Source organism: Curtobacterium sp. MCLR17_059, assembly GCF_003234665.1.
GTDB classification, from domain to species: domain Bacteria; phylum Actinomycetota; class Actinomycetes; order Actinomycetales; family Microbacteriaceae; genus Curtobacterium; species Curtobacterium flaccumfaciens.
Genome location: NZ_QKSU01000009.1, coordinates 149,951 through 176,924 on the forward strand (window position 1 = coordinate 149,951; position 26,974 = coordinate 176,924).

The following is a 26,974-nucleotide window of genomic DNA, read 5'->3' on the forward strand; positions in this document are numbered from 1 at the left end:
CGCCATGCGCGCGAACACCAACCTGTTCTGGATCCTCTTCGGGTTCTTCATCCTGGCGGACGCCGCCTACACGATCTGGGCGCTGATCTACTACGGCGAGCCCGAGTGGGTGGGCACCGTCGCCATCGGTCTGACCGGCCTGATGTCCGCGTTCATCGCGTTCTACCTGGGCAAGGTGATGGCGTCCCAGGGCGGTGTCCTGCCCGAGGACCGTCCCGACGCCAACATCGAGGACGGCGACGCCGAGCTCGGGCACTTCAGCCCCTGGTCGTGGTGGCCGATCCTGCTGGCCGCCGCGGTCGCCGTGTGCTTCCTCGGTGTTGCCGCCGGCCTGTGGATCGTCCCGATCGGGCTCGTCCTCGTGGCGATCACCCTGGTCGGCTGGGTCTACGAGTACTACCGCGGCAACTTCGGGCACTGACCCGGCGCTGCAGCGCACCTGACACTTCGGGCGGCACCAGAACGGTGCCGCCCGAAGTGCGTCCAGGAGACGAACTCCGGTCCCGATCCGGAACAAACGGGCCCGCCCGCGACTTGACTGGAGCGGACCTCCCACCACAGCGAAAGGAGTCACCTCAGGTGACCGACAAGCGCACCCTCATCATCTTCGGCGCGACGGGCGACCTCGCCTCCCGCCTGCTCCTGCCGGGCCTCGGCACGTTCCTGCAGAGCGGCCGTGCCGTCCCCGTGCAGCTGATCGGCACGGGCCGCAGCGAGCGCAGCCCCGAGAAGTGGAAGGACATCGTCACGCAGTCCTTCGCGTCGCAGGACGTCAAGGGGCCGGAGGTCGACGCGACCATCGAGTCGACGCAGTTCATCCAGGGCGACCCCACCGACCCGAAGCACCTCGAGGCGCTCCTGGCCGCGGCCGACTCCGAGCCGATCCTGTACTTCGCGCTCCCGCCGCAGATCGCCTCCGACATCTGCGAGGCGCTCGAGCACGTCGAGCTCCCCGAGGGCACGACCCTGGCCTTCGAGAAGCCCTTCGGCACCGACGTCGCCAGCGCCCAGGCCCTCAACGAGACGGTGCTGAAGCTGGTCCCGGAAGAGCGCGTGCACCGCACCGACCACTTCCTCGGCCGCACCACGGTCCTGAACATCATCGGTCTGCGCTTCGCGAACCGCCTGTTCGAGCCGATCTGGAACGCCGACAACATCGAGAAGGTCGACGTCTTCTACGACGAGACCCTCGGGCTCGAGAACCGCGCCCAGTACTACGACGAGGCCGGCGCGATGGTGGACATGATCCAGTCGCACCTGCTGCAGATCCTCGGCATCGTGACGATGGACGCCCCGGCGGACATCGACGCGGTCGAGTTCCGCTCGTCCCTGGCCCGGGTGCTCCGTTCGACCCAGCTCAAGGGCGGCGACCCGAAGATCGCGTCGCGTCGCGCCGTCTACACGGCCGGCACGATCGACGGCAAGGAGCTGCCGTCGTACCAGGACGAGGACGGCGTCGACAAGTCGCGGAGCACCGAGACGCTCGCCGAGATCTCGGTCGAGGTCGACACGGCCCGCTGGAAGGGCGTTCCGTTCACGCTGCGGTCCGGCAAGGCACTCGGCAACAGCCGGAAGGAGGTGCTGATCACCTTCAAGCCGGTCACGCGTCTGCCCTCCGGTCTGAGCGGTCGCCCGAAGGCGGACACGCTCCGCATCGTCCTGAACCCGGACGAGATCGAGCTGACCGTCTCGGCCAACGGCGGTGGCAACCCGTTCGAGATGGGCCAGGTCACCCTGTCGTCGTCGTTCAGCGACGGCGAGCTCACCCCGTACGGCGAGGTCCTGAACGGCATCTTCCACGACGACCCGCTGCTCTCCATCCGCGGTGACGTGGCCGAGCGCTGCTGGGAGATCGTGGAGCCGGTCGTCGCCGCCTGGAAGGCCGACGAGGTCCCGCTCGAGGAGTACCGCGCCGGTTCGCGCGGTCCGGCGGACTGGGAGTCGTCGTCCTGACGGACGCGCTGCCGACGTCCTGAACGGACGCCCTGACGGACGGGAGGCACGGTGCCAGCTGGCACCGGGCCTCCCGTCCGTCGTGGGGTCGCCATCAGGGCATGGCGAGACGCATCAGGCGGGGGAGCCGGCGCGCTCACCCTCGCCGGTCCACGACCGGGTACCGCCGTCGTGGACGGGCAACCGCGTGCGGTGCCCGACGGTCGCGCCACGGGCGCGCTCGATGGCGTCCGCTGCCGACACGAGCGTCAGGTGCGACAGCACCTGCGGGGTGTTGCCGATGTGGTGCCCGGTGGCGACGTCGATCTCCTCGGAGAGCATGCCGACGTCGTTGGCGTACCCGACGAGCACGTCCATCAGGCGCTCGGCGTCCTCGACCCGGCCCGAGGCAGCGTACTGCTCCACCAGCCAGAACGAGCACGCCAGGAACGGGTGCTCGGCGCCGGACAGCCCGTCGAAGCCGGCCGTCGTGCGGTAGCGGAGCACGAGACCGTCGTCGCCGACCCGCAGGTCCTCCTCGATGGCGCGCACGGTGCCCGTCATCCGGGGGTCGTCGGCGCGGCAGAACCCGACCTGCGGCAGGACGAGCAGACTCGCGTCGACCTCCTCGGTGTCGTAGTGCTGGCGGAACGAACCGCGCTCGGCGTTCCAACCGTGCTCCTCGATCTCGGCGCGGACGGTGTCGCGCAGGGTGCGCCATCGGTCGACGGGGCCCTCGAGGCCGAACTCCTCGACCGCGGCGACCCCGCGGTCGAACGCGGCCCAGATCATCACCCGCGAGTGCGTGAAGCTGCGCCGCGGGCCGCGCATCTCCCAGATGCCGTTGTCCGGCTCCTGCCAGTGCTCCTCGACGTAGCCGAGCAGCGCCCGCTGCAGCGCCCACGAGTCGGCGTTCTCCTCGACACCGAGCTCGCGGGCGTCGTGCAGTGCCGCGAGCACCTCGCCGAAGACGTCGCCCTGGTACTGCGTCGAGGCGCCGTTGCCGACGCGCACGGGCGTCGAGCCGAGGTACCCGGGCAGCTCGGGCAGCTCCCGTTCGGGCAGCTCGCGTTCGCCGGCGATGCCGTACATGATCTGCACGTCGGCGGGGTCGCCCGCGATGGCACGCAGCAGCCAGCCGCGCCAGTGCGTGGCCTCGTCGCGGTAGCCGTGGGCGATGAGCGACGCGAGCGCGAGGGAGGCGTCGCGCAGCCACACGTAGCGGTAGTCCCAGTTGCGTTCGCCGCCCGGGTCCTCCGGCAGGCCCGTGGTCGCGGCGGCGACGACGCCACCGGTCTCGCCGTGGGTCATCGCGCGGAGGAACACCAGCGACCGTCGAGCAGCGTCGGCGTACCGACCGGTGGTCTGCGCCGGGGCGGTCCACGCCGTCCACCACTGCACCGTGTGGGCGAGGGCCGCGTCGACGTCGAGTGGCTCCGGCGGCTCGCGGTGCGACGGGTACCAGGTGAGCACGGTGTCGAGCACGTCGCCGTCGTGGATCGTCGTGACGGCGGTGTGCCGGTGGTCGTCGGCGCGGAACTGCGGTCCCCGCACGATCACCGAGCCCGGACCGGCCGTCGCGAGCAGCGCCGGTTCGTCGTCGTCCCCGATCTGCCGGATCCACGGCAGGGCCCGTGCGTAGTCGAACCGGATCCGGAGCGTCTGCCGGAGCTCGACGGTGCCACGGAGCCCGCGCACCCGGCGGACGATCGAGGGGCGGTGCGCGCCGACGGGCATGAACTCGGTGACCTCGACCACACCGTCACGGGTGGTCCACACGGTCGAGAGCACCAGGGTGTCGCCGTGGTACCGCCACTCGGCCGTGGCCTCGTCGTCGACGGGTCGCAGGGTCCAGTGGCCGTGGTCCTCCGTGCCGAGCAGTGAGGCGAAGGTGGACGAGCTGTCGAAGCGTGGCAGGCACGCCCAGTCGATGGTCCCGTCGCGGCCGACCAGGGCAGCGGTGCCGGTGTCGCCGATCAGGGCGTGGTCCTCGATGCGGTTCGGCGGTGTGTGCGGTGCGGCTGGGCGTGGTGCTGCTGGGCGTGGTGCGGCTGGGTGTGGTGCGGCTTCGGGCGGTGCGGCCGGCTCGGTGCTCATGGACCGATCGAACACCCGGTGCCCGAGCGCCGCGGTCGGCGACGGGGGCTCCGGGCCGAGAACGTGATGAAGGGTCGCTCAGGCCGGGTCGGAGGCGTCGGACTCGATGATGCCGACCCGCGCGAGCTCGCTCCACAGACCGGCGCCGTCCGGTGCGTACACCCAGGGTGCCGACGAGTCACGGGAGCGTTCCTGCGCCCGCGAGCGTCCGCCGGCCAGGACCGCTTCGCTCGTGGACAGCTGCCGGATGGCGACGCCCGCGACGTTGTCCGGGTGCTCCCGCGAGAAGTCGCCGTAGAGGCTCTCGTCGTGCTGTCCGTCGTCGCCGACCAGGAGCCAGCGGATGTCCGGGAAGTCCTTCGCGAGCCGGCGCAGGTTCTCCTGTTTGTGCAGCTGCCCGCTGCGGAAGAACCGGTCGTGGGTGGGACCCCAGTCGGTGAGCAGGAGCGTGCCGGACGGGTACATGTTGCGCGACAGGAAGCGCTGCAGCGTCGGCGCGACGTTCCACGCTCCGGTCGACAGGTAGACCGTCGGGGAACCGGGGTGCTGCGCGAGGATCCGTTCGTACAGCACGGACATGCCGGGCACGGGGCGGCGGGCGTGCTCGGTCAGGACGAACGAGTTCCAGGCGGCGAGCATGGGGCGGGGGAGCGAGGTCACCATCACGGTGTCGTCGATGTCGGACAGCAGCCCGAAGCGGGTGTCCGGGTGCACGACGAACACGTCGGCCTCGACGTCGCGCCCGCCGCCCGCCGACAGCCGTACGGTGCGCCAGCCGGGCTCGAGGTCGATCGGGACGATGGTGTCGACGACGCCGCCACGGTCGGTCTGCACCACGTGGGAGACGCCGCCGGCGGTGACGGTGACCTCGGCGTGGTCGACGGCGACGCTCGTGAAGCTCTTCCAGCCGCGGACTCCGGCGTAGGAGACGTCGGAGGCGAGACCCCGGCGCGTCAGCAGCACACGGCAGAGGATGCGCACCCAACCGGGTGCGCCGTAGCCGGTGTACGGGACCACCGTCGGGACGAGTCCGCGACGGCGTGCACGGTGCTCGCGGAACTCCTGGACGGCGTCCTCGATGCGGGCCGCGCGGTGCAGGAGCGGCTCGGCCAACGACGGCTCGTGGGGCGTCGGGTCGGGCATGGCGTCATCCTCCCACGGGCGGCTGACGAAACCCGCGCGCTGGACAGAACTGGTGCGTCGCAAGTGGTGAGTCGCAGCCACGTTCCAGGTGCGTTCTGCGAAAGTTGTCCCCGTCACACCAACCAACCGCGCTGGAGCGCAAGAGGAGAACACGTGCTCGTCACCGAGGTAACGAACGCTCTGCCGGGGGGATCATCACTGCTCAGGAACGAGCCGGTCCAAGCCCGCAGTTCGGCGCGCCTCGCCGGCCTCCTCGACGCCGCAGCCGCGGTGATCGACGAGATCGGGTTCGAACGGCTCACGACCGCCATGGTCGCCGAGCGCGCGGGGGCGTCGATCGGCACCGTCTACCGGTACTTCCCGGACCGCATCGCCGTGGTCGAGGCACTCGCGATCCGCTGCACCCAGCGGCTCGCCGCCCGCTTCGTCGAGGCGCTCGACGCCAGTGGCGCCGAGACCTGGCAGGACGCCAACGACGCGCTCATCGACATGACCGCGGAGATGTACCGCACCGAGCCCGGCTTCCGGGCCATCCGCTTCGGCGACCCGGCGGACACCGGAACGGGCGACGCGGAGGACCGCATGGGTGCGCTCGGCGCGGCCGTCGGCCAGATCATGCGCGACCGCTTCGGCCTGCCGGACGACGAGCGCATCACCCGCGCCTGGGTCGTCCTCGCCGAGTCCGGTCACGCGGTGCTGGCACGGGCACACCGCGACCGCGAGCACCCCGACACGGAGCTGATCGAGGAGTACCGCCGGATGAACCGTGCGCACCTGGAATCGGTGATCGCCGCTTCCTGACCGTCCCGTCGAACCGGCGCGACACGCCGGAGACCGAACCGACCCGCCCGCGCCTCCGAACACCGAGGCGCGGGCGTCGTCGTCCCCGCCGATCCCGTGGTGTCCGTCGGCATCCCCACCGACCTGTGCACCGCCGCGGGTCCGTCACGGATCGTCACAGCGAACCGATGTCGGCACCCCCGGGTACTCTCATCCGGAGTCGGGCTACCTCCGAACAGAAGGGCACCCCATGATCGAGTTCCGCTCGGTGCGCAAGACCTACCCGGACGGCACGACTGCGGTCGAGCACTTCGATCTGGTCATCCCGTCCCGGACCACCACCGTCTTCGTCGGATCCAGCGGCTGTGGCAAGACCACGCTGCTCCGCATGATCAACCGCATGGTCGACCCCACGTCCGGAACCGTCGAGATCGACGGCTCGGACGTCGCCGGGATCAACCCCGTCGAGCTCCGTCGCCACATCGGGTACGTCATGCAGAACTCCGGACTGCTGCCGCACCGCAAGGTCGTCGACAACATCGCGACCGTCCCGCTGCTGACCGGCGTCTCCAAGGCCGACGCTCGCAAGCGCGCCCTCGAGCTCATGGACACCGTCGGACTCGACCGTGCCTTCGCCGACCGGTACCCGTCACAGCTGTCCGGCGGCCAGCAGCAGCGCGTCGGTGTGGCCCGCGGCCTGGCCGTCGACCCGAACATCCTGCTCATGGACGAGCCGTTCGGTGCGGTGGACCCGCTGGTGCGCAACGACCTGCAGGACGAGCTCATCCGCCTGCAGCGCGAACTCGGCAAGACCGTCGTGTTCGTGACGCACGACATCGACGAGGCGTTCAAGCTCGGCGACCAGGTCGTCATCCTCAAGAAGGGCGGCGAGATCGCCCAGCAGGGGACGCCGGCCGAGATCCTCGCCGCACCCGCCGACGACTTCGTCGCCACGTTCATCGGCGCCGGCCGCGGGCGCCGCGCGCTCCGCGTCGAGCAGACCCCGACCGGTCCGATCGTCGTCGACGGTGAAGGCCGCGCAGCCGGCGTGCTGACGGGCCCCGTCGGGGTCGTCGACGCCGCCGAGGCCGTTCCGCAGTCCGACTCCCGAGCAGCAGAGGCCGGAGCGTCCCACGACGCACCGGGTGCCCCGGCGCAGGGTGGGGGCACCCGGTGAAGTGGGTGCTGGCGAACCTCGACACGATCTGGGACAACACGGTCTCCCACCTCGCGATCGCGATCCCGCCGATCATCGTCGCGTTCCTGCTGTCGATCCCGATCGGGTGGCTGGTGGTCCGGCTGCAGCGCCCCGGTGGCTCGCGCTTCGCCTCGGGTGTGGGCAGCAGCATCGTGACCCTCGCCGGTCTGCTCTACGCCATCCCGTCGCTCGCCCTGTTCGTCGCCCTGCCGAGCATCATCGGCACCGGCCTGCAGAGCCCGATCAACGTCGTCATCGGTCTGACCTTGTACGGCCTCGCCCTGATGGTCCGTTCCACGGTCGACGGGCTGACCTCGGTCGACTCCGAGACCAAGTCCGCCTCGACCGCCATGGGCTACTCGCCGGCGCAGCGGTTCTTCCGGGTGGAGCTCCCGCTCGCCGGTCCGGTCCTGCTGGCCGGGCTCCGGGTGGTCTCGGTCTCCACGATCTCGCTGACCACGGTCGGCGCGGTCCTCGGCATCCCGAGTCTCGGCCTGCTGTTCACCGACGGCCTGGGGCGCGGGATCTACGAGGAGATCCTCTCCGGCATCGTGATGGTGCTCGTGCTCGCCTTCGCCCTCGACGGCCTCCTCGTGCTGCTCGGGCGCCTGGTCATGCCGTGGACCCGGACGAACTCGGTGTCACGCCGACAGGCTCGCCGAGTCCTGCAAGCAGCGGAGGTCTCCTCGTGATCATCGGTCAGGCCTTCGCGTGGGTGTTCGACCCCACGAACTACGGCGGGTACAACGGCATCCCCACGCGCCTCTGGGAGCACGTCTGGATCACCCTGCTCGCGGTGCTCATCGCCGCGGTCATCGCCGTGCCGGTCGGGTACGCGATCGGCCACACCCGCCGTGCTCGTGGCTTCTCGATCGCGGTGTCCGGCGGGGTGCGGGCGCTCCCGACGCTCGGCGTGCTCTCGCTGTTCGGGCTGCTGCTCGGCATCGGGCTGCAGGCTCCCTTGCTCGCCCTCGTCATCCTGGCGATCCCGTCGGTGCTCGCCGGTGCGTACTCCGGCATCGAGTCCGTCGACCCGGGGGTCGTCGACGCCGCGAAGGCCCAGGGCATGACCGGCTGGCAGATCCTGTGGAAGGTCGAGATCCCGCTCGGGCTCCCGCTCCTGATCGGTGGCATCCGCGCCGCGGTGCTGCAGGTCGTCGCGACGGCCACGCTCGCCGCGTACGTCGGGGCCGGTGGCCTCGGCGGCTACTTCTTCCTCGGCTTGAAGACCCAGGACTACGCCGAGATGCTCGGCGCCTCCATCCTCGTGATCGCCCTCGCGATCGCGTTCGAGATCGTGTTCGCCGTGCTGCAGCGGGCGGCGGTGCCGAAGGGCACCGCGGACCCGTCGGCCCGACAGCGTCAGGGGTCGCGTGAGCGAGCCCGCAATCCACTCCCGGAAGGAAATCCCTCGTGATCACAGCACTCAAGATCCGCGCCGGTGTCGCCGCCGCGATGGCGGTCGGCGTCGTCGCCGCCCTCGCCGGCTGCGCGTCGAGCGACCCGCTCGACAGCGGTTCCAGCGACTCGTCCGACTCGAAGACCATCGTCGTCGGCTCGCAGCAGTACTACTCGAACGAGATCATCGCCGAGCTGTACGCCCAGGTCCTCGAGAAGGACGGCTTCGACGTGAAGCGCAACTTCAACATCGGGCAGCGTGAGGTCTACATCCCGCAGCTCGAGAAGGGCGCCATCGACGTCATGCCCGAGTACAGCGGCAACCTGCTGCAGTACTTCGACAAGGACTCGGACGCGAAGACCGCCGACCAGATCGATGACGGGCTCGACAAGGCCCTGCCGAAGGGCCTCCGGGTCCTCGACGAGGCCGACGCGACCGACCAGGACAGCTACACCGTCACGAAGAAGTTCTCCGAGGACAACGACGTCACGAGCCTGGCCGACCTGAAGAACGTCGACGAGAAGCTCACCGTGGGCGCCAACTCCGAGAACCAGACGCGGCCGTACGGCCCGAAGGGGCTCAAGTCGGTCTACGGCGTCGACGTCGACTTCAAGGCGATCGAGGACGGCGGCGGTGCCCTGACCGTCAAGGCGCTCAAGGACGACACCGTCCAGCTGGCCGACATCTACACCGCCGACCCGAGCATCAAGGCGAACGGCTTCGTCACGCTGAAGGACCCGGAGAACCTGATCCTGCCGCAGAACGTCGTGCCGGTCGTCTCGAAGAAGGTCAACGAGAAGGCTGCGGACGCGATCGACTCGGTCAACGAGAAGCTCACGACCGAGGCCCTGATCGAGCTCAACACCAAGAGCACGGCCGACAAGGAGAAGGCGTCCACCATCGCCGAGGACTGGCTCAAGGCCGAGGGTCTGCTGTAACCACAGCCCTCCGAACAAAGCGACAGGCGTCGGGTGTCCACCCGGCGCCTGTCGTCGTTCGTGGAGCAGGCAGCGCGAACATCCGTGCCGCACGGTTGTGCCGTGCAGGGGCCGTGCACGTTTGTGCAGAGACTGGTTCTACAAGTTGTCGAAGTGGAGTCCAGCGCGATAGCGTTGGGGTGTCCCAAGGGCTGTGACACCTGATGTATCCGTTCCACAGGAAGCAACTGACGTGCACGAACAGCGCGCGGCCACCCGTCTCGGAATCGCCGCATGAACGACCTCCTCGATCCGCTCCTCCTGTCGCGGTGGCAGTTCGGTCTGACGACCATCTACCACTTCCTCTTCGTCCCGCTGACGATCGGCATGGCAGCCGTGGTGGCCGTGTTCCAGACCGCCTGGTACCGGACCGGCCGCGCGCACTACCTGCAGCTGACGCGGTTCTTCGGGCGGATCTTCCTGATCAACTTCGCGATGGGTGTCGTGACGGGCATCGTGCAGGAGTTCCAGTTCGGCATGAACTGGTCGAACTACTCGCGCTTCGTCGGTGACGTCTTCGGCGCACCGCTCGCGCTCGAGGGGATCCTGGCGTTCTTCTTCGAAGCGGCCTTCATCGGCATCTGGATCTTCGGCTGGGACCGCCTGCCCAAGGGCCTGCACCTGGCGAGCATCTGGTGCGTGAGCGCCGGCACGATCATGTCGGCGTACTTCATCATCGCCGCGAACGCGTTCATGCAGCACCCGGTCGGCTTCGCGATGAACGAGGCCAAGGGCCGTGCGGAGCTCACCGACATCTGGGCGGTGCTCGGCAACAAGGTCGCCCTGGCCGCGTTCCCGCACACGCTCTTCGCCTGCTTCATGGTCGCCGCGGCGGTCATCATCTCGGTCGCGGCCTACCACCTGGCCCGCAACCAGAACCTCGAGACGATGATGCCGGCGCTCAAGTTCGGCATGTGGACCATGCTCGCGGCCGGCGCGCTGACCGTCCTGACCGGCGACCAGCTCGGCCTGACGATGGTCGACACGCAGCCGATGAAGATGGCGGCGGCCGAGGCGCTGTACAACACCGCGACCGGCAAGGACGCCTCGTTCTCGATCTTCACGCTCGGCACGCCCGACGGCGTGCACGAGCTGTTCTCGATCCGGGTGCCGTACCTGCTGTCGTTCCTGTCGACGCACACGTTCAACGGCACGGTCGAGGGCATCAACGACCTGCAGGCGCAGTACACGCAGGTGTACGGCCCCGGCGACTACAAGCCGATCATCTGGGTCACCTACTGGTCGTTCCGCTGGATGATCGCCCTCGGCGTCGGCGCGGTCATGGTCTCGCTGGTCGGGCTGTGGCTGACCCGCAAGGGCCGGTTCCCGACGCAGCGCTGGGTGTGGCGCATCGCCACCTGGACGGTGCCGCTGCCGATGGCCGCGATGATCGTCGGTTGGGTCTTCACCGAGATGGGCCGCCAGCCGTGGCTCGTGTTCGGGCTGCTCCAGACGAAGGACGGTGTGTCGCCGAACGTGACCGGGCTCGAGGTCCTCATCTCGCTGCTGGTCTTCACCCTGATCTACGGCTCGCTGGCCGTCGTCGAGTTCAAGCTCATCAAGAAGGTCGCGCAAGAGGGGCCCGCCGACCCGGACGAGGTCGACGAGGAGACCGGCGAGGTCAAGCACGAAGTGACGGTCTACTAGAAATGGACGCTGCCTGATGGATCTCCCCGTTCTCTGGTTCGCGATCGTCGGCGTCTTCTTCGTCGGCTACTTCGTCCTCGACGGATTCGACTTCGGTGTCGGCATGTCCCTGCCGTTCCTCGGCAAGGACGACACCGACCGTCGGGTCCTGATCAACACCATCGGCCCGGTCTGGGACCTCAACGAGACCTGGGTCATCGTCGCCGGGGCGTGCCTGTTCGCGGCGTTCCCGGAGTGGTACGCCACGATGTTCTCCGGGTTCTACCTGGCGCTGCTGCTCATCCTCGCTGCACTCATCCTGCGAGGGGTGTCGTTCGAGTACCGGCACCAGAACAAGCACCTCGAGTGGAAGCGCCGCTTCGACCTGATGATCATCGTCGGCAGTGCGGTGCCGTCGTTCCTGTGGGGCGTCGCGTTCGGCAACGTCGTCCGTGGCATCCCGATGGACGCCGGGCACAACTACACCGGCACGATCTTCGACCTGCTCAACCCGTTCGCGCTGTTGACCGGCGCCGCGACGCTGCTGGTGTTCTTCACCCACGGGGTCGTCTTCGTCGCACTGAAGACCGAGGGCGACATCCGCGTCCGCGCCAAGCGCCTGGCGACCCGTGCGGGCATCGTCACGATCGTCGTCGGCGCCGCGTTCCTGGTGTCGATGGCCTTCGTCCGGGCCACCCCGGCCTCGCTGGTGCTCTCCGTGGTCGCCGCCCTGGCCCTGGTGCTCGCCGTGCTCTGCAACGCCTGGGGCAAGGAGGGGCGCGCCTTCACGCTGATGGCGGTCACCATCGCCGCGATCGTGCTCGCGATGTTCACGGCGATCTTCCCCGACGTCATGCCCGCCTCGAACGACGTCGCGAACAGCCTGAACGTGTACAACGCCTCGTCCGGGTCGTACACGCTGACCGTGATGAGCTGGGTCGCGCTGATCTTCGTGCCCCTGGTCTTCGCGTACCAGGCCTGGACCTACTGGGTGTTCCGCAAGCGCGTCTCCCGCGCCCACGTCACCGCGGCCGCGCACTAGGCAGACGACGATGAAGCCCCTCGACCCCCGACTCCTGCGGTTGTCCCGGACGGCGCGCGGCTTCATCGTCGCCGCCGCCGGCACCGGTGTCCTCCGCACGCTCGCGACCATCGCGATCGCGTGGGGGATCGCGGCGGCCGTCACCCTCGGGGTCGACGCCGTCGGCGACGGCAGGGTGCCGGCGGCGTTCGGGCAGGCGCTCGCGCTGCTCGGCGGGGCGTTCGTCCTGCGTGCGGTGGCCGCGTGGGCGACGGACGACCTGGCGGCGCGCGCTGCTGCGAAGGTGAAGAGCGAGATGCGCACGACGGTGCTCGCCCGCGCGGCCGAGCGAGGTCCGTCGTGGCTCGCGGGCCGGTCGAGCGCCGGCTTCGCCACCACGCTCGGCCCCGGGCTCGACGCACTCGACGCCTACTTCGGCCGGTACCTGCCGCAGCTCGCGCTCACCGCGATCGCGACGCCGATGCTCCTGGTCGCGATCGGCCTGGGCGACCTGACGAGCGGGCTGATCATCCTGTTCGCCCTGCCGGTGATCCCGGTCTTCATGATCCTGATCGGCCTGGCGACGCAGTCGCTGCAGCGAAAGCAGTCGGACGCCCTCGCGAAGCTGGGTGGCGCCTTCACCGAGGCCGTCGAGGGGCTCGCCACGCTCAAGGTGTTCGGCCGTGCCCGCCGCCAGGTCGGTCGCATCGGGGCGGTCACCGACGAGTACCGCCGGGGCACGATCGGCGTGCTCCGGCTGTCGTTCGTGAGCGGCTTCGCGCTCGAGCTCGCCGCGAGCCTGTCCGTCGCACTGGTCGCCGTCTCGATCGGCATCCGCCTGGTGGACGGCTCGCTCGGCCTCGGGGCCGCGATGTTCGTGCTCGTGCTGGCACCGGAGGCCTTCGCTCCCATCCGCCAGGTCGGCGCCGACTTCCACGCTGCCCAGGACGGCGTCGAGGCCTCGGCCGCGGTGCTCGACGTGCTGGCCGACGACGAGACCGCATCACCGTCCGCGACGGGCAGCAGCGGCGGCTGCGGGACCGACACGGACCCCGCAGCACCTGCATCCGCCCTGGACGTCCGCGGGCTCACCGTCCGCCGACCCGACGTCGTGATCGGACCGTTCGACCTGCACGCCGAGCCCGGCACCGTCGTCGTGCTGGCCGGCCCGAGCGGTTCCGGCAAGTCGAGCATCATCGCCGCACTCCGCGGCGTCCTGCCGCACGACGGCACCGTCACCGTGCCCGGCCCGGCCGGCGCGTCCGTCGCCGAGCGCACCACCTGGGCCGACCAGCGGCCGCGTCTCGTCCGCGGGACGATCGCCGAGAACGTCGCGCTCAGCGCGACCCCCGACGACGCCGACGTGCGCACCGCCCTGGGCGACGCGGGGCTGGGACTCGACCCGGGCCTCCCGGTCGGCGCCGGTGGCAGCGGACTGTCCGGCGGCCAGGCACAGCGTGTCACCGTCGCCCGCGCGCTGTACCGCGCACGCCGTGCCGCCACGCCCCTCGTGCTGCTCGACGAGCCGACGTCCGCGCTGGACGCCGAGGCCGAGGAACGCGTCATCGCGGCCGCCCGTGCCCTGGCGGCCGACGGCGCCGTCGTCGTGGTCGCCAGCCACCGACCCGCGGTCGTCGCCGCGGCGGACGTCCGCGTGGACGTCCGCGCCGGTGGGTCCGTGACGGTCCGCAACGGGGTGCGCGCATGAGCCGGGAGGCCCGTGGCGGCTCCGTCCTGCGGCTCGCGATGCCGCACGGGTCGGGTTGGGCGAAGGCGGTCGCCGCCGGGTCGCTCAGCGCGGTCTGCGCCGTCGCGCTACTAGCGGCGAGCGGCTACCTGATCACCCGTGCCGCCGAGCACCCGCCGATCCTGTACCTGACGCTCGTGATGGTCGGCGTGCGCGCCTTCGCGCTGGGGCGTGCGGTGCTGCGGTACGTCGACCGGCTCGCCGGGCACGACGCGTCCTTCCGGCAACTGGCCGTGGTGCGGACGGAGATGTACCGGCGGCTGGCGTCGATCGCTCCCGCCGGACTCGGCCGGACCGGACGCGGCGACCTCATGACGCGCCTGGTGACCGACACCGACCGGCTGCAGGACCTGCCGATCCGCGTCGTCGGGCCGCTCGTCTCCGCCGGGGTCGTCGCGGTGCTGTCGGTCGTCGCCGTGGCGCTCGTGTCGGTGCCGGCGGCGCTCGTGCTCGTCCTCGCGCTGGCGGTCGCGGCCCTGGTCGGCACGATCGTCACCCGGGCGATCGCCGAGCGCTCGGACCGCGAGACCGCCGCCGACCGGGGTCGCGTCGCGGACCTCGTGCTCGACACCGTCCGGACGCTCGACGTCTTCGCCGCGTACGGCACCCTCGACGAGCGGCTCGCGCACATCGCCCGGCTCGACGCGGGTGTCACCCGGGCCGTCCGGCGCCGTGGCACGGTCGAGTCGCTCGTCGGTGCCCTGGTCGGCCTGGTCGGTGGCGGTGCGGTGATCGGGATCCTCGCCGTCGGTGCCCCCGCCGTGGTGTCCGGTGCGCTCGACGGTCCGCTCTGGGCACTGGCGGTCTTCGTGCCGCTGGCGCTCTTCGAGGTCGTCGGGACCGTCCCGCTCGCCGTCCTGACGCTCCGCCGGGTGCGTGCTGCGGCCGAACGGGTCGAGCAGGTCGTGCCCGCCGAGGTGCCCGTCGGCATCGTCCCCGAGCCCGACGAGGACGCCGACCCGGCGTCGCTCGTGGTCGAGGGGCCGGTCACGCTCGCCGTGCAGGACCTGACCGTCCGCTGGCCCGGTGCTGCCGAGCGTGCAGTCGACGGGGTCTCGTTCACGCTCGCCCCCGGCGAGGCCGTCGTGCTCGAGGGGCCGAGCGGTGCCGGCAAGTCGACCCTGGTCGACGCGCTCGTCCGGTTCGTGGAGCACGAGGGTTCCTACACGCTCGACGGCGTCGAGGCGAAGGCGATGCACCCCGACGCGGTGCGGGCCCGGGTCGGCCTGATCGAACAGGACCCGTTCGTGTTCGACCAGTCGGTGCGGCAGAACCTGCTCTTCGCCCGTGAGACCGCGACCGACGACGAACTGCTCGCCGTGCTCGACCGGGTCGGCCTGGGGGAGTGGGTCGTCCGACGGGGCGGGCTGGACGCCTCGGTCGGGGAACGCGGCGTGCTCGTGTCCGGCGGCCAGGCGCACCGGCTCGCGCTCGCCCGCGCACTGCTGCACGCGTTCCCGGTGCTGGTGCTCGACGAACCGACCGCAGACGTCGACCCGGACCTCGGTGACACCGTGCTGCGTGACCTCGTCACCACGGCCCGCGCAGCGGGTCGGACGGTCGTCATCGTGTCGCACGTCCCGGTGGCGCCGGACCTGGTCGACCGCACCCTGCGGATGCGGGACGGACGCCTGCTCGCCGGGTGAGCCGACAGGCGGACGCGGGACGGGCCTCCCGGCTTGTATCGTTGACGACCGTGACCACCGAGCAGCACGCCGAGGACCCGAACGCCTACGACTTCCGTCGTATCCAGGAGAAGTGGCAGCCCCGCTGGGAAGGGCTCGGGCTCTTCACCACCGACCTCGACGACACCCGTCCGCGCAAGTACATCCTCGAGATGTTCCCGTACCCGTCCGGCGACCTGCACATGGGGCACGCCGAGAACTGGGCCCTCGGGGACTTCGTCGCGCGCTACTGGCGCCAGCAGGGCTTCAACGTGCTGCACCCGATCGGCTGGGACTCGTTCGGGCTGCCCGCCGAGAACGCGGCGATCAAGCGCGGGGTGGACCCGAAGGACTGGACCTACGCGAACATCGAGCAGCAGAAGGCGTCCTTCAAGCGCTACGCGCCGTCGTTCGACTGGACCACCGAGATCCACACCTCGGACCCCGAGTACTACAAGTGGAACCAGTGGCTGTTCCTGAAGATGTACGAGAAGGGCCTGGCGTACCGCAAGGACAGCTGGGTCAACTGGGACCCGGTGGACCAGACCGTGCTCGCGAACGAGCAGGTCCTGCCCGACGGCACCTCGGACCGCTCCGGCGCCGTCGTCGTGAAGAAGAAGCTCACGCAGTGGTACTTCAAGATCACCGAGTACGCCGACCGGCTGCTCGACGACCTGAACCAGCTCGAGGGACGGTGGCCGGCGAAGGTCATCGCGCAGCAGCGCAACTGGATCGGCCGCTCGGTCGGTGCCGACGTCGACTTCGTGATCGAGGGCCGCGACGAGCCCGTCACGGTCTTCACCACCCGCCCGGACACGATCCACGGGGCGACGTTCCTGGTCGTCGCGCCGGACTCCGACCTGGCGGCTGAGCTCGTCGCCGACCCGTCGGTGCCGGCCTCGGTCCGTGACGACTTCGACGCCTACCTGACGGCGACGCAGAAGACGTCCGAGATCGACCGGCAGAACGCCGACCGCCCGAAGACCGGCGTGCCGCTCGGCCGGTCCGCGATCCACCCGCTCACGGGGGAGCGCCTGCCCATCTGGGCCGCCGACTACGTGCTCGCCGACTACGGCCACGGCGCCGTGATGGCCGTGCCCGCGCACGACCAGCGCGACCTCGACTTCGCGCGGGCGTTCGACCTGCCCGTCAAGGTGGTCGTCGACACGAACGCCGCCGTCACCGGCGCGATCCCGGTCATCCCCGAGGGCGCGACGCTCGACGACTTCGACGTGCCGACCCTCGACCCGGTCGCCACCGGCGAAGCGCTGACCGGTCAGGGCCGGATGATCAACTCCGGGCCGCTCGACGGCATGTCGAAGCAGCACGCCATCACCGCTGCCATCGCGCTGCTCGAAGAGCGCGGCACCGGCCGTGCCGCCAAGACCTACCGCCTGCGCGACTGGCTCATCTCGCGCCAGCGCTTCTGGGGCACCCCGATCCCGATCATCCACGGCGCCGACGGCACCGAGCACCCGGTGCCCGAGGACCAGCTGCCGATCGTGCTGCCCGACACCGAGGGGCTCGACCTCAAGCCGAAGGGCACGTCCCCGCTCGGTGGCGCGACCGACTGGGTGAACGTCCCGAACCCCGTCGACGGCACCCCGGCGCTCCGCGACACCGACACGATGGACACCTTCGTCGACTCGTCGTGGTACTTCCTGCGGTTCCTGTCGGCGAACGACGACACCCAGGCGTTCGATCCGGCAGCCGCACGCCGCTGGGCTCCGGTCGACCAGTACATCGGCGGCATCGAGCACGCGATCCTGCACCTGCTCTACGCCCGCTTCGTCACGAAGGTCCTGTTCGACCTCGGGTACCTCGACTTCACCGAGCCGTTCTCGGCGCTGCTCAACCAGGGCATGGTGCTGTCCGGTGGCTCGAAGATGTCGAAGTCGAAGGGCGGCGTCTCGCTCGGCGACGAGCTCGACGCGAACGGCGTCGACGCCATCCGACTGGTGATGGGCTTCGCCGGCCCGCCGGAGGACGACATCAACTGGGAGGACGTCTCCCCGTCCGCCTCTGCTCGGTTCCTGGCGCGGGCGTACCGCCTGGCGCTCGACGTCACGTCCGCACGCGACGTCGTGTGGGCCGACGGCGACCGGGCTCTCCGCCAGGTCACGCACCGGTTCCTCGCCGACGCCCCCGGGATGATGGAGTCGTTCAAGTTCAACGTCGTGATCGCGCGACTGATGGACCTGGTCAACGTCACCCGCAAGGCGATCGACAGCGGCCCCGGTGCCGGTGACCCCGCCGTGCGCGAGGCCGTCGAGACCATCGCGCTCGGGCTGAGCGTCTTCGCGCCGTACACCGGCGAGGAGATGTGGGAACGGCTGGGCTACGAGGCCACCGTCGCGACGTACGGCTGGCGGAAGGCCGACCCGACGCTGCTCGTGCAGGAGACCCTGACCGCCGTCGTACAGGTCAACGGCAAGGTGCGTGACTCGTTCGAGGTGTCGAAGTCCATCGAGGCGGACGAGCTCGAGCAGCTCGCACGGTCGTCGGCGAACGTGCAGCGGTACATCGGTGACCGGGAGATCGTGAAGGTGATCGTCCGGGCGCCGAAGCTCGTGAACATCGCCATCAAGGGGTAGCGACCGTCGCTGGCGTCGTCCCTCACAGCAGGGGCGTTCGCGGCACCCGTCCACGGGTGTGACCTCCGGAGCCCGGCCGATCGGCCGGGCTCCGTAGCGTTCGGGGCATGTCGTCCCCGTCGTCTCCCGGACCCTGGTGGTCCCGTCTCGCGCTGTCACCGCGGGCCGCCGTGGTGCTGGCGGCGGTCGTGGTGGTGGTTGCCGTCGTCGTGGTGCTCGTCGGGGCGCTGGTGTCGGGTGGTGGCGAGGGTGCCGGAGGAACGGGCGGGGTCGTCGTGCGTGGGGCGCCGACGGCCGGTGCGGCGTCGGGCGGCCCGTCGCCGTCGGCTGGTGCGTCTGCCGGTGCTGCTCCGTCCGCCCCTGGTGCCGGGCGCGTCGTGGTGCACGTGCTCGGGGCGGTGCGGCGGAGCGGTGTGGTCGAGTTACCGGCATCGAGCCGGGTCGGTGACGCGCTCGAAAGTGCCGGTGGGGCCAACGATGACGCCGACCTCGACCGGCTGAACCTGGCGCGGGTGCTGACGGACGGCGAGCGGTTGTACGTGCCGCGGGTCGGGCAACAGGAGGTGCCCGAGGCGCTCGGGCCGATGGCAGACGGTGCTGCCGCCGGGCCGACTGCCACCGCCGGAGCCGGGAGCGGTGGTGGCTCGGCGGGCACCGGGGGCGAGGAGTCCGCCGTCGTCGACCTGAACACCGCCGACCAGGCCGTGCTCGAGACCCTGCCCGGCATCGGACCGGGGCTGGCCGGGCGGATCATCGCCTGGCGTGACGAGCACGGCCGGTTCACCGCGGTCGAGGACCTGCTCGACGTCAGCGGCATCGGCGACGTGCGGTTCGCCGAGCTCCGCGATCGTGTGCGGGTCTGAGGGGCGACGGTGCAGCTCGCGCCGAGTGCGATCGACCTGCGGGTCGCGGTGCCGGTGGTGGTCGCCTGGATCGCGACCGCCCTGCTCGTCGGCGTGCCCGACGTGGCAGCCGTGGTCGGTGGGACCGCGGCGCTCCTCACCGGCGTCAGCGGGATCGTGCTCCGGTGGCGACGGGGCACCGGGGTCGTGCCGGTCGTCGCCGGGCTCCTGCTCGTCGCGGGGGCCCTGACGACGCTGCTCGCAGTGTCGGTCACCGTGGGGGAGTCCAGGCGGGCCCCGGAACCGCTGCGTGCGCTCGTCGCCGGTCCGGGGGCGGGGCGCGTCAACGTCGAGGCGGTGCTGACCCGCGACCTCGTGCCGGGTGACCGCTCCGTCACCGCGACGCTCGTGCGTGCGGACGACCTCGACGGGCTCCGCGTGCCGGTCCGGCTCGTCCCCGACCAGCACGGCGGTGCACCGGGTGCCGTGCTGGCAGCCGGTGCCCGGGTCACCGTGACCGCCGCCGTGCAGCCGGACGAACCCGGATCGGCGACCGCGTTCGTGGCGTTCCTGCGCGGGACGCCGTCGTCGGTGCCGCCCGACGGACTGCTCGGCGCCACCGACACCGCGCGACAGGCCTTCGTCCGGGCCACTGCCGACCTGCCGCAGCCCGGAGCGGCACTGCTGCGCGGACTCGCGATCGGGGACCGCTCCGGCCTCGACCCGACGACCGAGGCAGCGATGGAGACCTCGGCGCTGACGCACCTGACGGCGGTGTCCGGGGCGAACTGCGCGGTGGTGGTCGGCCTCGTCGTGGTCCTCGGCCGTGCCTGCGGGCTCCCGAGAGGCCCCCGAGCGGCGGCGGCCGTCGGCGTGCTCCTGGTGTTCGTCGTGCTCGTGCGGCCCGACCCCTCGATCGTCCGGGCGACGGTGATGGCGATCGTGGTGCTCGTCGTGCACCTGGCCGGCCGACCGGTGCGGGGTGTCCCGCTCATCGCCCTCGCCGCGGTCGGCATGCTCGTCGTCGACCCCTGGTTCGCCCGGTCGTTCGCGTTCGCCCTGTCCGTGCTCGCCACGAGCGGGATCGTGGTGCTCGGCCCGCCGCTCACCGAGCTCCTGGCTCGTCGTCTGTGGCCTCCGGTCGCCGCGGCACTCGCGATCCCCGTCGCGGCGCAGGTGGCGTGCTGGCCGGTGACGATCCCGCTGTCGGCGGCGCTCCCGACCTACGCGGTGCCGGCGAACCTGCTGGCGGAGCCGTTCGCGCCGGTCGTCACGGTGGTCGGGCTCGCCGCGTGTGGTCTCGCTCCGGTGTGGCCGGTGGGTGCGCAGGGGCTCGCGGCCGTCGCGTGGGTCCCGGCCGCCGCCGTCGGGGGCATCGCACACGGGGCGGCGGCCCTGCCCTACGCCTCGGCACCCTGGCCTGCCGGGGTGCTCGGTGTGGCCGCCGCCGTGCTGGTGTGCGGCTGCATCGCGGTCGCCGTGCTGGTCCGGGGGCAGCTCGGCTCCCGGCTGCTGCTCGCCGCGGGGGTCGTGGTCGTGGTCGGTGTCGCAGCGGTCACCGTCCCGGTGCTCGTCGTCCGGGGCTCGGTACCGGATGACTGGTCGGTCGCCGCGTGTGACGTCGGGCAGGGGGACGCCGTGCTGCTCCGCGGTGACGACGCCGTCGCGCTCGTGGACACCGGCGACGACGAGGAACGGCTCCGGGCGTGCCTGGACCTGCTCGGGGTGACCCGGATCGACCTGCTCGTCCTGACGCACTTCGACCGCGACCACGTGGGCGCGGTGGGCGCGGTGGCCGGCACCGTCGAGACCGCCCTGGTCGGACCCGTCGGACGTGCGTCAGACGAACGGGTGGTCGACGACCTCCGACGTGCCGCTGTCGACGTGCGGACGGCCGACGACCGGGTCTCCGGAACCCTCGGGCCGCTCGCCTGGCGTGTGGTGTGGCCGCTGGTCGGCGACCGTGCCGCCGGCAACGACGCGAGCATCGTGCTTGCCACGGGGCCGGCCGACGGAGACTCCTGTCCGGCGTGCCTGACCGGGGTCTTCCTCGGCGACCTGGGGGAGTCGTCGCAGCGTCGGCTCCGGAACGCCGGGGAGCTGCCGGTGGGGCCGGTCGACGTCGTGAAGGTGGCGCACCACGGCTCGGCGGACCAGGACCCGCAGCTCTACCGGGGGCTCACGGCGCGGGTCGGGCTCGTCGGGGTCGGCGCGGACAACACCTACGGACACCCGACGGCATCGGCCCTCGGCATGCTCGAGGCCGTGGGCACGCTGCCGCTCCGCACCGACGAGCTCGGCACCGTGGTGCTCGCCCGGTCCGGCAGCGACGAGGTGCGGGTGTGGACGGAGCGCTCGTCGTCGGCGGCCGCCCGTAGGATCGACGGTGCACCACTCGACCCGGCACCGTCCGGGCCGGCACCACCGGAAGGACCACATGGCCGCCAAGAAGCCCGCGCGCGCCGCAGCGAAGATCGACCAGGTGCCCTGGTCGGGGATCCGTCCGGCGGCCGTCGTGCTCATCACCGGGCCCGAAGCGTTCCTCGCCGACCGCGCCCGCGGTGTGCTGAAGGACCTGCTGCAGGGCGAGGACCCCGCGCTCGAGGTGCACGACCTCGAAGCCGACCAGTACGCCCCCGGGCTCCTCGCCACCCTCGCCAGCCCGTCGCTGTTCGGCGAGCCGCGACTCGTGCAGGTCACGAACGTCGAGAAGTGCACCGACGCCTTCATCACCGAGACGATCTCGTACCTGCAGGCCCCCGCCGACGACGTCACCCTGGTGCTCCGGCACGGGGGTGGTGTGCGCGGCAAGAAGCTCCTCGACACGATCCGCAGCGGTGTCGGCGGCGGGGTCGAGGTGCTGTGCGACGAGCTCAAGCGCGAGACCGACCGCATCGACTTCGTGAACGCCGAGTTCCGCGCCGCACGCCGCCGGATCGCGCCCTCCGCCGTCCGGACCCTGGTGACCGCGTTCGCCGACGACCTCGCCGAACTCGCCGCCGCGTGCCGACAGCTCCTGGCGGACGAGGACGAGGAGATCACCGACAAGGTCGTCGACAAGTACTACGGCGGTCGCGTCGAGACGAACGCGTTCAAGGTCGCCGACATCGCGCTCGCGGGCCGGTCGGCACCGGCGATCGTCGAGCTGCGGCACGCCCTGGCCACCGGCGAGGCACCCGTGCCGATCGTCGCCGCGTTCGCGAGCAAGATCCGCACGATGGCGAAGGTCAGCGCCTTCCGGGGTCCGAGCGGGCAGGCGGCCTCGGCGCTCGGCATGGCGCCGTGGCAGGTGCAGCGCGCGCAGCGTGACGTCGCCGGCTGGAGCGAGTCCGGGCTGGCGAACGCGATCATCAGCATCGCCGAGGCGGACACCGCGGTGAAGGGTGGCTCGCGCGACGCGCACTACGCGCTCGAGGTCATGGTCCGCACCATCGCCCGACGCGGCGAGCCCCGCTGAGGCGAGTCGGGCCTCCCGGCTGTCCCGCGCGCCGTCCCGCGTCGTCGAGTGAGCAGAAGACGACGTGTGATCCCGGGGAACTCGTCGTCTTCTGCTCACTCGAGAGCCCACGCGCGCAGCGCCCCCCCCACGCACGACGAAGGCCCCGCACCAACGGTGCGGGGCCTTCGGACCAGAAGGGTCAGGACGTCAGAGCGACGAGACCTTCTTCGCGATGGCCGACTTGCGGTTCGCGGCCTGGTTCTTGTGGATGACACCCTTGCTCACGGCCTTGTCGAGCTTCTTCGACGCGAGGGCCAGGGCGGCAACGGCCTTGTCCTTGTCGCCGGCGGCGACGGCGTCGTTGGCACGACGGATGTGCGTCTTGAGCTCCGACTTGTAGGCCTTGTTGCGCTCGGTGGCCTTGAGGTTGGTCTTGATGCGCTTGATCTGCGACTTGATGTTCGCCATGAATTGCTCCTGCTCGTCTCGTACGGGTGGGCGCGACCGCAGGGTAGAGGGGCCCTTGGTCGCATCGCGTTCCACCCGTGGGCGGGGAACGCGGAAGCCAGCCACCAACACTACCAGGCAAGCGGGCTGCCACCAAAGCACGAAACACCGCCGGATCGGCGGAACCCCGCGGCCGACCGCGCCGAAACCCCACGGCAACACGCACCGGATACCGTGACGGACATGCCCTCCCTCGCACCGCGCATCGACACCGTGCCCGCCTCCGGCATCCGGAGGGTCTTCGAGCAGGCAGCCCTGCTGCAGTCGAGCGGCACGGACGTCACGATGCTCGTGATCGGCGAGCCGGACGTCCCGGTGGCGCCGCACATCGGTGAGGCTGCCCGTCGTGCCTGGACCGAGGACCGCACCGGGTACACCCCGAACGGCGGGATCGCGCCCCTCCGCGAAGCCGTCCGCGACAAGCTCCGCCGTGAGAACCGGATCGAGGCCGACCTCGAGCAGATCTGGATGACGATCGGTGCGACGCAGGCGCTGTTCCAGGCGATGACGCTGACGCTGAGCCCGGGCGACGAGGTGCTCGTGCCCGACCCCGGCTACACGACCTTCACGATGAACGCCCACATCATCGGGGCGACCCCGGTGCCGTACCGGCTGGAGCCGCAGCACGGGTTCGAGCCCGACCTGCAGGCCCTCGAGGCGAGCGTCACCGAACGCACCCGGGTGCTGATCGTCAACTCGCCGTCGAACCCGCTCGGCTCGGTCTTCGGCGAGGAGACCCTGCGCGCGCTGCTGGCCTTCGCGAAGCGGCACGACCTCTGGGTCATCAGCGACGAGGTCTACGAGTACTTCACCTACGGCACCCGGCACGTCAGCCTGGCGGCGCTCGACGAGGACGACCGCGTGTTCTCGGCGTTCTCGCTCAGCAAGACGTACGCGATGACCGGCGTCCGCGTCGGCTACCTCGTCACGCCGAAGGGGCTCGGCGCGACGATGCGGACCACGCAGGAGGCCATGATCAGCTGTGTCGCCGAACCCGACCAGTACGCGGCCCTCGCGGCGATCGTGGGGGACCACTCCGCGGTGCGCGACGCCCGGGAGCACTACCGCGCGAACCTCGAGGTCGCGAAGGAGACGCTCGACGCCGCCGGCATCCGGTACCTCGACCCGCGCGGGGCGTTCTACCTGTGGGTCGACATGTCGCACGCCTCCGACGGGGACATCGCCGAGTGGGCGCTCGGGTTCCTGCAGCGCGAGCGGGTCGCCGTCGCACCGGGCAGCGCCTTCGGACGCACCGGCGAGGGCTGGATCCGCGTCTGCCTCGCAGCCACCGCGGAGGACCTCCGGCGCGGCCTCGGTGCCCTGCCGGCTCCGGCGCACGCGACCGTCTGACGCGCGGTCCACACGGCCAGGAGGCCCGGTGCCGGTCAGCAGGACGGCGCACGGTGCGTGGTCCTCCACCTGGTGCGAGGGTGCTCGCCCCGTGCCGCGCAGCATCCGGCCACCGGGCGGTCGACTGCGCACGGCCCCGCCGCCCTCGCACCGTGCGGGGTCCAGCACGCCGGCGCGAGGGCGCACCAAACAAGCACCGAACGCGCACCGTGCGTGGCGGACGCGCGCCGTGCCTCCAGGTCGGGTGAAGCGTGGGAGACTGTTGCGACCGTCCGACCCACCTGAGGAACCGTGAGCCCACAAGCATCCGCACCGCTGGAGCCCGCAGCGACCCCGGCCGACGCGATCCGCAACTTCTGCATCATCGCGCACATCGACCACGGCAAGTCGACGCTGGCCGACCGCATGCTGTCGATCACCGGCATCGTCGAGGACCGCGCGATGCGTGCGCAGTACCTCGACCGCATGGACATCGAGCGCGAGCGCGGCATCACGATCAAGTCGCAGGCCGTGCGCATGCCGTGGGAACTCGACGGTGAGACCTTCGCGCTGAACATGATCGACACCCCCGGGCACGTCGACTTCTCGTACGAGGTCTCGCGCTCCCTGGCCGCCTGCGAGGGCGCGATCCTGCTCGTCGACGCCGCCCAGGGCATCGAGGCGCAGACGCTCGCGAACCTGTACCTGGCGCTCGAGAACGACCTCGAGATCATCCCGGTCCTCAACAAGATCGACCTGCCGGCGGCCGAACCGGACAAGTACGCCGCCGAGCTCGCACAGCTCATCGGTGGCAAGCCCGAGGACGTCCTCCGGGTGTCCGGCAAGACGGGCGTCGGGGTGCCCGAGCTCCTCGACCTGGTCGTCCGTCGTGTTCCGGCCCCCGTCGGCGACGCCGAAGCGGCGCCCCGCGCGATGATCTTCGACTCGGTCTACGACAGCTACCGCGGCGTCGTCACCTACGTCCGCATGATCGACGGCACCATCTCGCCCCGCGAGAAGGTCCAGATGATGTCGACCAAGTCGACGCACGAGATCCTGGAGATCGGGGTCTCGAGCCCGGAGCCGAAGCCCACGAAGGGGCTGTCCGTCGGCGAGGTGGGCTACCTGATCACCGGTGTGAAGGACGTCCGCCAGTCCAAGGTCGGCGACACCGTCACGAGCGCGCAGAAGCCCGCGACCCAGGCGCTGCCCGGCTACACGGACCCGAAGCCGATGGTGTTCTCGGGCCTGTACCCGATCGACGGCAGCGACTACCCGGTGCTCCGCGAGGCGCTCGACAAGCTCAAGCTCTCCGACGCCGCACTGGTCTACGAGCCGGAGACCTCGGTCGCGCTCGGCTTCGGGTTCCGCTGCGGGTTCCTCGGACTGCTGCACCTCGAGATCATCACGGAGCGGCTGTCCCGCGAGTTCGGCCTCGACCTCATCACCACGGCCCCGAGCGTCATCTACGAGGTCACGACCGAGGACAACGCCGTGACCGAGGTCACGAACCCCTCGGAGTTCCCGACCGGGCGCATCGTCGAGGTCCGCGAGCCGATGGTCCGCGCCGCGATCCTGGCCCCGAAGGACTACGTCGGCGCGATCATGGAGCTCTGCCAGCAGCGCCGCGGCTCCCTGCTCGGCATGGAGTACCTCGGCGAGGACCGCGTCGAGATCCGCTACGAGATGCCCCTCGGCGAGATCGTCTTCGACTTCTTCGACCAGCTGAAGAGCAAGACCCAGGGCTACGCGTCGCTCGACTACGAGCCCACTGGCGACCAGGCCGCCGACCTCGTCAAGGTCGACATCCTGCTGCAGGGCGACCAGGTCGACGCCTTCAGCGCGATCGTGCACCGCGACAAGGCGTACGCCTACGGCACGCTCATGACGGAGCGGCTCCGCAAGCTCATCCCGCGCCAGCAGTTCGAGGTGCCGATCCAGGCTGCCATCGGCGCCCGCATCATCGCCCGCGAGAGCATCCGCGCGATGCGCAAGGACGTCCTGGCGAAGTGCTACGGCGGTGACATCACCCGCAAGCGCAAGCTCCTCGAGAAGCAGAAGGAGGGTAAGAAGCGCATGAAGACCATCGGTCGGGTCGAGGTCCCGCAGGAGGCCTTCATCGCGGCGCTCTCCGGCGACGTCGAAGAGAAGAAGAAGTAGCGCCGCGTCAGCCGGTCCGGCGGGCGCGGGCCCGCAGGGCGGCCAGGCAGAGGGCCGGGAGGCTCGCTGCGGCCAGTCCCGCCAGTGCGGTCCGCAGGATGGCCCAGTGGGCAGCCGCGTCGAAGTCGGTCTGCTCGCCGGAGGCCACCCCGGCGACCACGGCACCGACCACCATCGCGAGCGTCACGACCGCGAGGGCCAGCGCCAGCCGGCGGCCGCGATCACGCCGCACCGCCGACACCAGCGCAGCACCGAACAGCAGCACCCCGGCGCCGGCGCAGCTCGCCCCGACGGCGGCGATGACGTTCGCGGTGTCGAAGCCGTTCCACGACTCGGGGGCGATCGCGGCGGTGGCGTACCGCGCGGGTGACGCTGCGGCCGAGGTCGTCACGTCCACCAGCACCCGGGCGGTCGCCGCCACGCCGAACGCGACGAGCGTGAGCGCGGCGAGGACGGCGGTCCGGCGGTCGACGGACCGCGGGCGGGCGGGGGTGGGGCGGGGCACCTGCTGACGATAGC

General features: G+C 71.0%; 20 protein-coding genes and 1 pseudogene. 17 read left to right on the forward strand and 4 right to left on the reverse strand.

Translation table 11 applies throughout. The annotated features are described in order from the left end of the window. Positions 1-4 precede the first annotated feature (4 nt). Together DEJ12_RS13385 and DEJ12_RS13390 are read left to right on the forward strand one after the other, a co-directional pair. Positions 5-421 carry a cytochrome c oxidase subunit 4 gene (locus DEJ12_RS13385; RefSeq protein WP_111030352.1) on the forward strand — a complete coding sequence of 139 codons (417 nt, stop codon included), beginning with the start codon at positions 5-7 and terminating at the stop codon, positions 419-421. Positions 422-579: 158 nt separating this feature from the next. Next, a complete protein-coding gene (locus tag DEJ12_RS13390; protein ID WP_071405720.1) occupies positions 580-1,953 on the forward strand; it encodes a glucose-6-phosphate dehydrogenase in 1,374 nt (457 codons plus the stop codon). 114 nt (positions 1,954-2,067) lie between these two features. Here the strand turns inward: DEJ12_RS13390 and DEJ12_RS13395 are convergent, their stop codons facing one another. Then, a complete protein-coding gene (locus DEJ12_RS13395; RefSeq protein WP_258370588.1) occupies positions 2,068-4,029 on the reverse strand; it encodes a glycoside hydrolase family 15 protein in 1,962 nt (653 codons plus the stop codon). Between the two features lie 78 nt (positions 4,030-4,107). Continuing rightward, positions 4,108-5,172: an App1 family protein gene (locus tag DEJ12_RS13400; protein ID WP_110864632.1), complete on the reverse strand. Its 1,065-nt coding sequence runs from the start codon at positions 5,170-5,172 to the stop codon at positions 4,108-4,110. A gap of 270 nt (positions 5,173-5,442) precedes the next feature. On the opposite strand from DEJ12_RS13400, the gene DEJ12_RS13405 reads away from it, so the two are divergent. The 13 genes and pseudogenes from DEJ12_RS13405 to holA all read left to right on the forward strand — a co-directional run bounded on the left by DEJ12_RS13405 (position 5,443) and on the right by holA (position 22,477). Next, the gene (locus DEJ12_RS13405) at positions 5,443-5,973 is read left to right on the forward strand and encodes a TetR/AcrR family transcriptional regulator (RefSeq protein ID WP_181441395.1); all 531 of its coding nucleotides are present in this window, start codon (positions 5,443-5,445) and stop codon (positions 5,971-5,973) included. A 229-nt stretch (positions 5,974-6,202) separates the two neighbouring features. After that, complete coding sequence (locus DEJ12_RS13410) at positions 6,203-7,129, forward strand: ABC transporter ATP-binding protein (protein WP_027465271.1); 927 nt, start codon at positions 6,203-6,205, stop codon at positions 7,127-7,129. Further along, positions 7,126-7,842: an ABC transporter permease gene (locus tag DEJ12_RS13415; RefSeq protein ID WP_110864634.1), complete on the forward strand. Its 717-nt coding sequence runs from the start codon at positions 7,126-7,128 to the stop codon at positions 7,840-7,842. The genes DEJ12_RS13410 and DEJ12_RS13415 overlap by 4 nt, the downstream gene beginning before the upstream one ends. Then, positions 7,839-8,567 (forward strand): ABC transporter permease, encoded by a 729-nt coding sequence (locus DEJ12_RS13420; RefSeq protein WP_071405717.1) that lies wholly within the window; start codon positions 7,839-7,841, stop codon positions 8,565-8,567. The genes DEJ12_RS13415 and DEJ12_RS13420 overlap by 4 nt, the downstream gene beginning before the upstream one ends. After that, complete coding sequence (locus DEJ12_RS13425; RefSeq protein ID WP_111030353.1) at positions 8,564-9,487, forward strand: ABC transporter substrate-binding protein; 924 nt, start codon at positions 8,564-8,566, stop codon at positions 9,485-9,487. Before DEJ12_RS13420 ends, DEJ12_RS13425 begins: the two co-directional genes overlap by 4 nt. 273 nt (positions 9,488-9,760) lie before the next feature. Next, the gene (locus DEJ12_RS13430) at positions 9,761-11,173 is read left to right on the forward strand and encodes a cytochrome ubiquinol oxidase subunit I (RefSeq protein WP_027465275.1); all 1,413 of its coding nucleotides are present in this window, start codon (positions 9,761-9,763) and stop codon (positions 11,171-11,173) included. Between the two features lie 16 nt (positions 11,174-11,189). Then, on the forward strand, positions 11,190-12,194 hold the full coding sequence (gene cydB / locus DEJ12_RS13435) for a cytochrome d ubiquinol oxidase subunit II (protein WP_110864636.1): 1,005 nt from the start codon (positions 11,190-11,192) through the stop codon (positions 12,192-12,194). A 10-nt stretch (positions 12,195-12,204) separates the two neighbouring features. Next, on the forward strand, positions 12,205-13,881 hold the full coding sequence (cydD, locus tag DEJ12_RS13440) for a thiol reductant ABC exporter subunit CydD (RefSeq protein WP_111030354.1): 1,677 nt from the start codon (positions 12,205-12,207) through the stop codon (positions 13,879-13,881). Beyond that, the gene (gene cydC / locus DEJ12_RS13445; RefSeq protein ID WP_111030355.1) at positions 13,878-15,566 is read left to right on the forward strand and encodes a thiol reductant ABC exporter subunit CydC; all 1,689 of its coding nucleotides are present in this window, start codon (positions 13,878-13,880) and stop codon (positions 15,564-15,566) included. Before cydD ends, cydC begins: the two co-directional genes overlap by 4 nt. 50 nt (positions 15,567-15,616) lie before the next feature. Continuing rightward, positions 15,617-18,178, forward strand: coding sequence for a leucine--tRNA ligase (gene leuS, locus DEJ12_RS13450; protein WP_111030356.1), 2,562 nt, complete (start codon positions 15,617-15,619; stop codon positions 18,176-18,178). A 107-nt stretch (positions 18,179-18,285) separates the two neighbouring features. Next, a complete protein-coding gene (locus tag DEJ12_RS13455; protein ID WP_111030357.1) occupies positions 18,286-19,041 on the forward strand; it encodes a ComEA family DNA-binding protein in 756 nt (251 codons plus the stop codon). A 570-nt stretch (positions 19,042-19,611) separates the two neighbouring features. Next, positions 19,612-20,829, forward strand: a pseudogene (locus DEJ12_RS18330) (ComEC/Rec2 family competence protein); the annotation flags it as partial. A 628-nt stretch (positions 20,830-21,457) separates the two neighbouring features. Continuing rightward, positions 21,458-22,477, forward strand: coding sequence for a DNA polymerase III subunit delta (holA, locus tag DEJ12_RS13470; protein ID WP_111030359.1), 1,020 nt, complete (start codon positions 21,458-21,460; stop codon positions 22,475-22,477). Positions 22,478-22,666: 189 nt separating this feature from the next. On the opposite strand, the gene rpsT is transcribed toward holA, so the two are convergent. Beyond that, positions 22,667-22,927, reverse strand: a complete 261-nt coding sequence (gene rpsT / locus DEJ12_RS13475; protein WP_017886662.1) for a 30S ribosomal protein S20 — start codon at positions 22,925-22,927, stop codon at positions 22,667-22,669. Between the two features lie 222 nt (positions 22,928-23,149). Between rpsT and DEJ12_RS13480 the strand changes: the two genes are divergently transcribed. Both DEJ12_RS13480 and lepA read left to right on the forward strand, forming a co-directional pair. Further along, the gene (locus tag DEJ12_RS13480) at positions 23,150-24,316 is read left to right on the forward strand and encodes a pyridoxal phosphate-dependent aminotransferase (protein ID WP_111030360.1); all 1,167 of its coding nucleotides are present in this window, start codon (positions 23,150-23,152) and stop codon (positions 24,314-24,316) included. A gap of 291 nt (positions 24,317-24,607) precedes the next feature. Further along, positions 24,608-26,455, forward strand: a complete 1,848-nt coding sequence (lepA, locus tag DEJ12_RS13485) for a translation elongation factor 4 (protein WP_017886664.1) — start codon at positions 24,608-24,610, stop codon at positions 26,453-26,455. 7 nt (positions 26,456-26,462) lie between these two features. On the opposite strand, the gene DEJ12_RS13490 is transcribed toward lepA, so the two are convergent. Continuing rightward, on the reverse strand, positions 26,463-26,974 hold a 512-nt coding region (locus DEJ12_RS13490; protein ID WP_220038109.1), incomplete at its 5' end, for a hypothetical protein.

Excerpts from the sequence above, each read along its gene's own strand:
- DEJ12_RS13410 (WP_027465271.1), top strand. The coding sequence starts at position 6,203 with ATGATCGAGTTCCGCTCGGTGCGCAAGACCTACCCGGACGGCACGACT.
- DEJ12_RS13480 (WP_111030360.1), top strand. The coding sequence starts at position 23,150 with ATGCCCTCCCTCGCACCGCGCATCGACACCGTGCCCGCCTCCGGCATC.
- rpsT (WP_017886662.1), bottom strand. The coding sequence starts at position 22,927 with ATGGCGAACATCAAGTCGCAGATCAAGCGCATCAAGACCAACCTCAAG.
- DEJ12_RS13400 (WP_110864632.1), bottom strand. The coding sequence starts at position 5,172 with ATGCCCGACCCGACGCCCCACGAGCCGTCGTTGGCCGAGCCGCTCCTG.
- holA (WP_111030359.1), top strand. The coding sequence starts at position 21,458 with ATGGCCGCCAAGAAGCCCGCGCGCGCCGCAGCGAAGATCGACCAGGTG.
- DEJ12_RS13430 (WP_027465275.1), top strand. The coding sequence starts at position 9,761 with ATGAACGACCTCCTCGATCCGCTCCTCCTGTCGCGGTGGCAGTTCGGT.
- DEJ12_RS13385 (WP_111030352.1), top strand. The coding sequence starts at position 5 with ATGCGCGCGAACACCAACCTGTTCTGGATCCTCTTCGGGTTCTTCATC.
- cydB (WP_110864636.1), top strand. The coding sequence starts at position 11,190 with ATGGATCTCCCCGTTCTCTGGTTCGCGATCGTCGGCGTCTTCTTCGTC.
- cydC (WP_111030355.1), top strand. The coding sequence starts at position 13,878 with ATGAGCCGGGAGGCCCGTGGCGGCTCCGTCCTGCGGCTCGCGATGCCG.
- DEJ12_RS13395 (WP_258370588.1), bottom strand. The coding sequence starts at position 4,029 with ATGAGCACCGAGCCGGCCGCACCGCCCGAAGCCGCACCACACCCAGCC.
- DEJ12_RS13455 (WP_111030357.1), top strand. The coding sequence starts at position 18,286 with ATGTCGTCCCCGTCGTCTCCCGGACCCTGGTGGTCCCGTCTCGCGCTG.
- cydD (WP_111030354.1), top strand. The coding sequence starts at position 12,205 with ATGAAGCCCCTCGACCCCCGACTCCTGCGGTTGTCCCGGACGGCGCGC.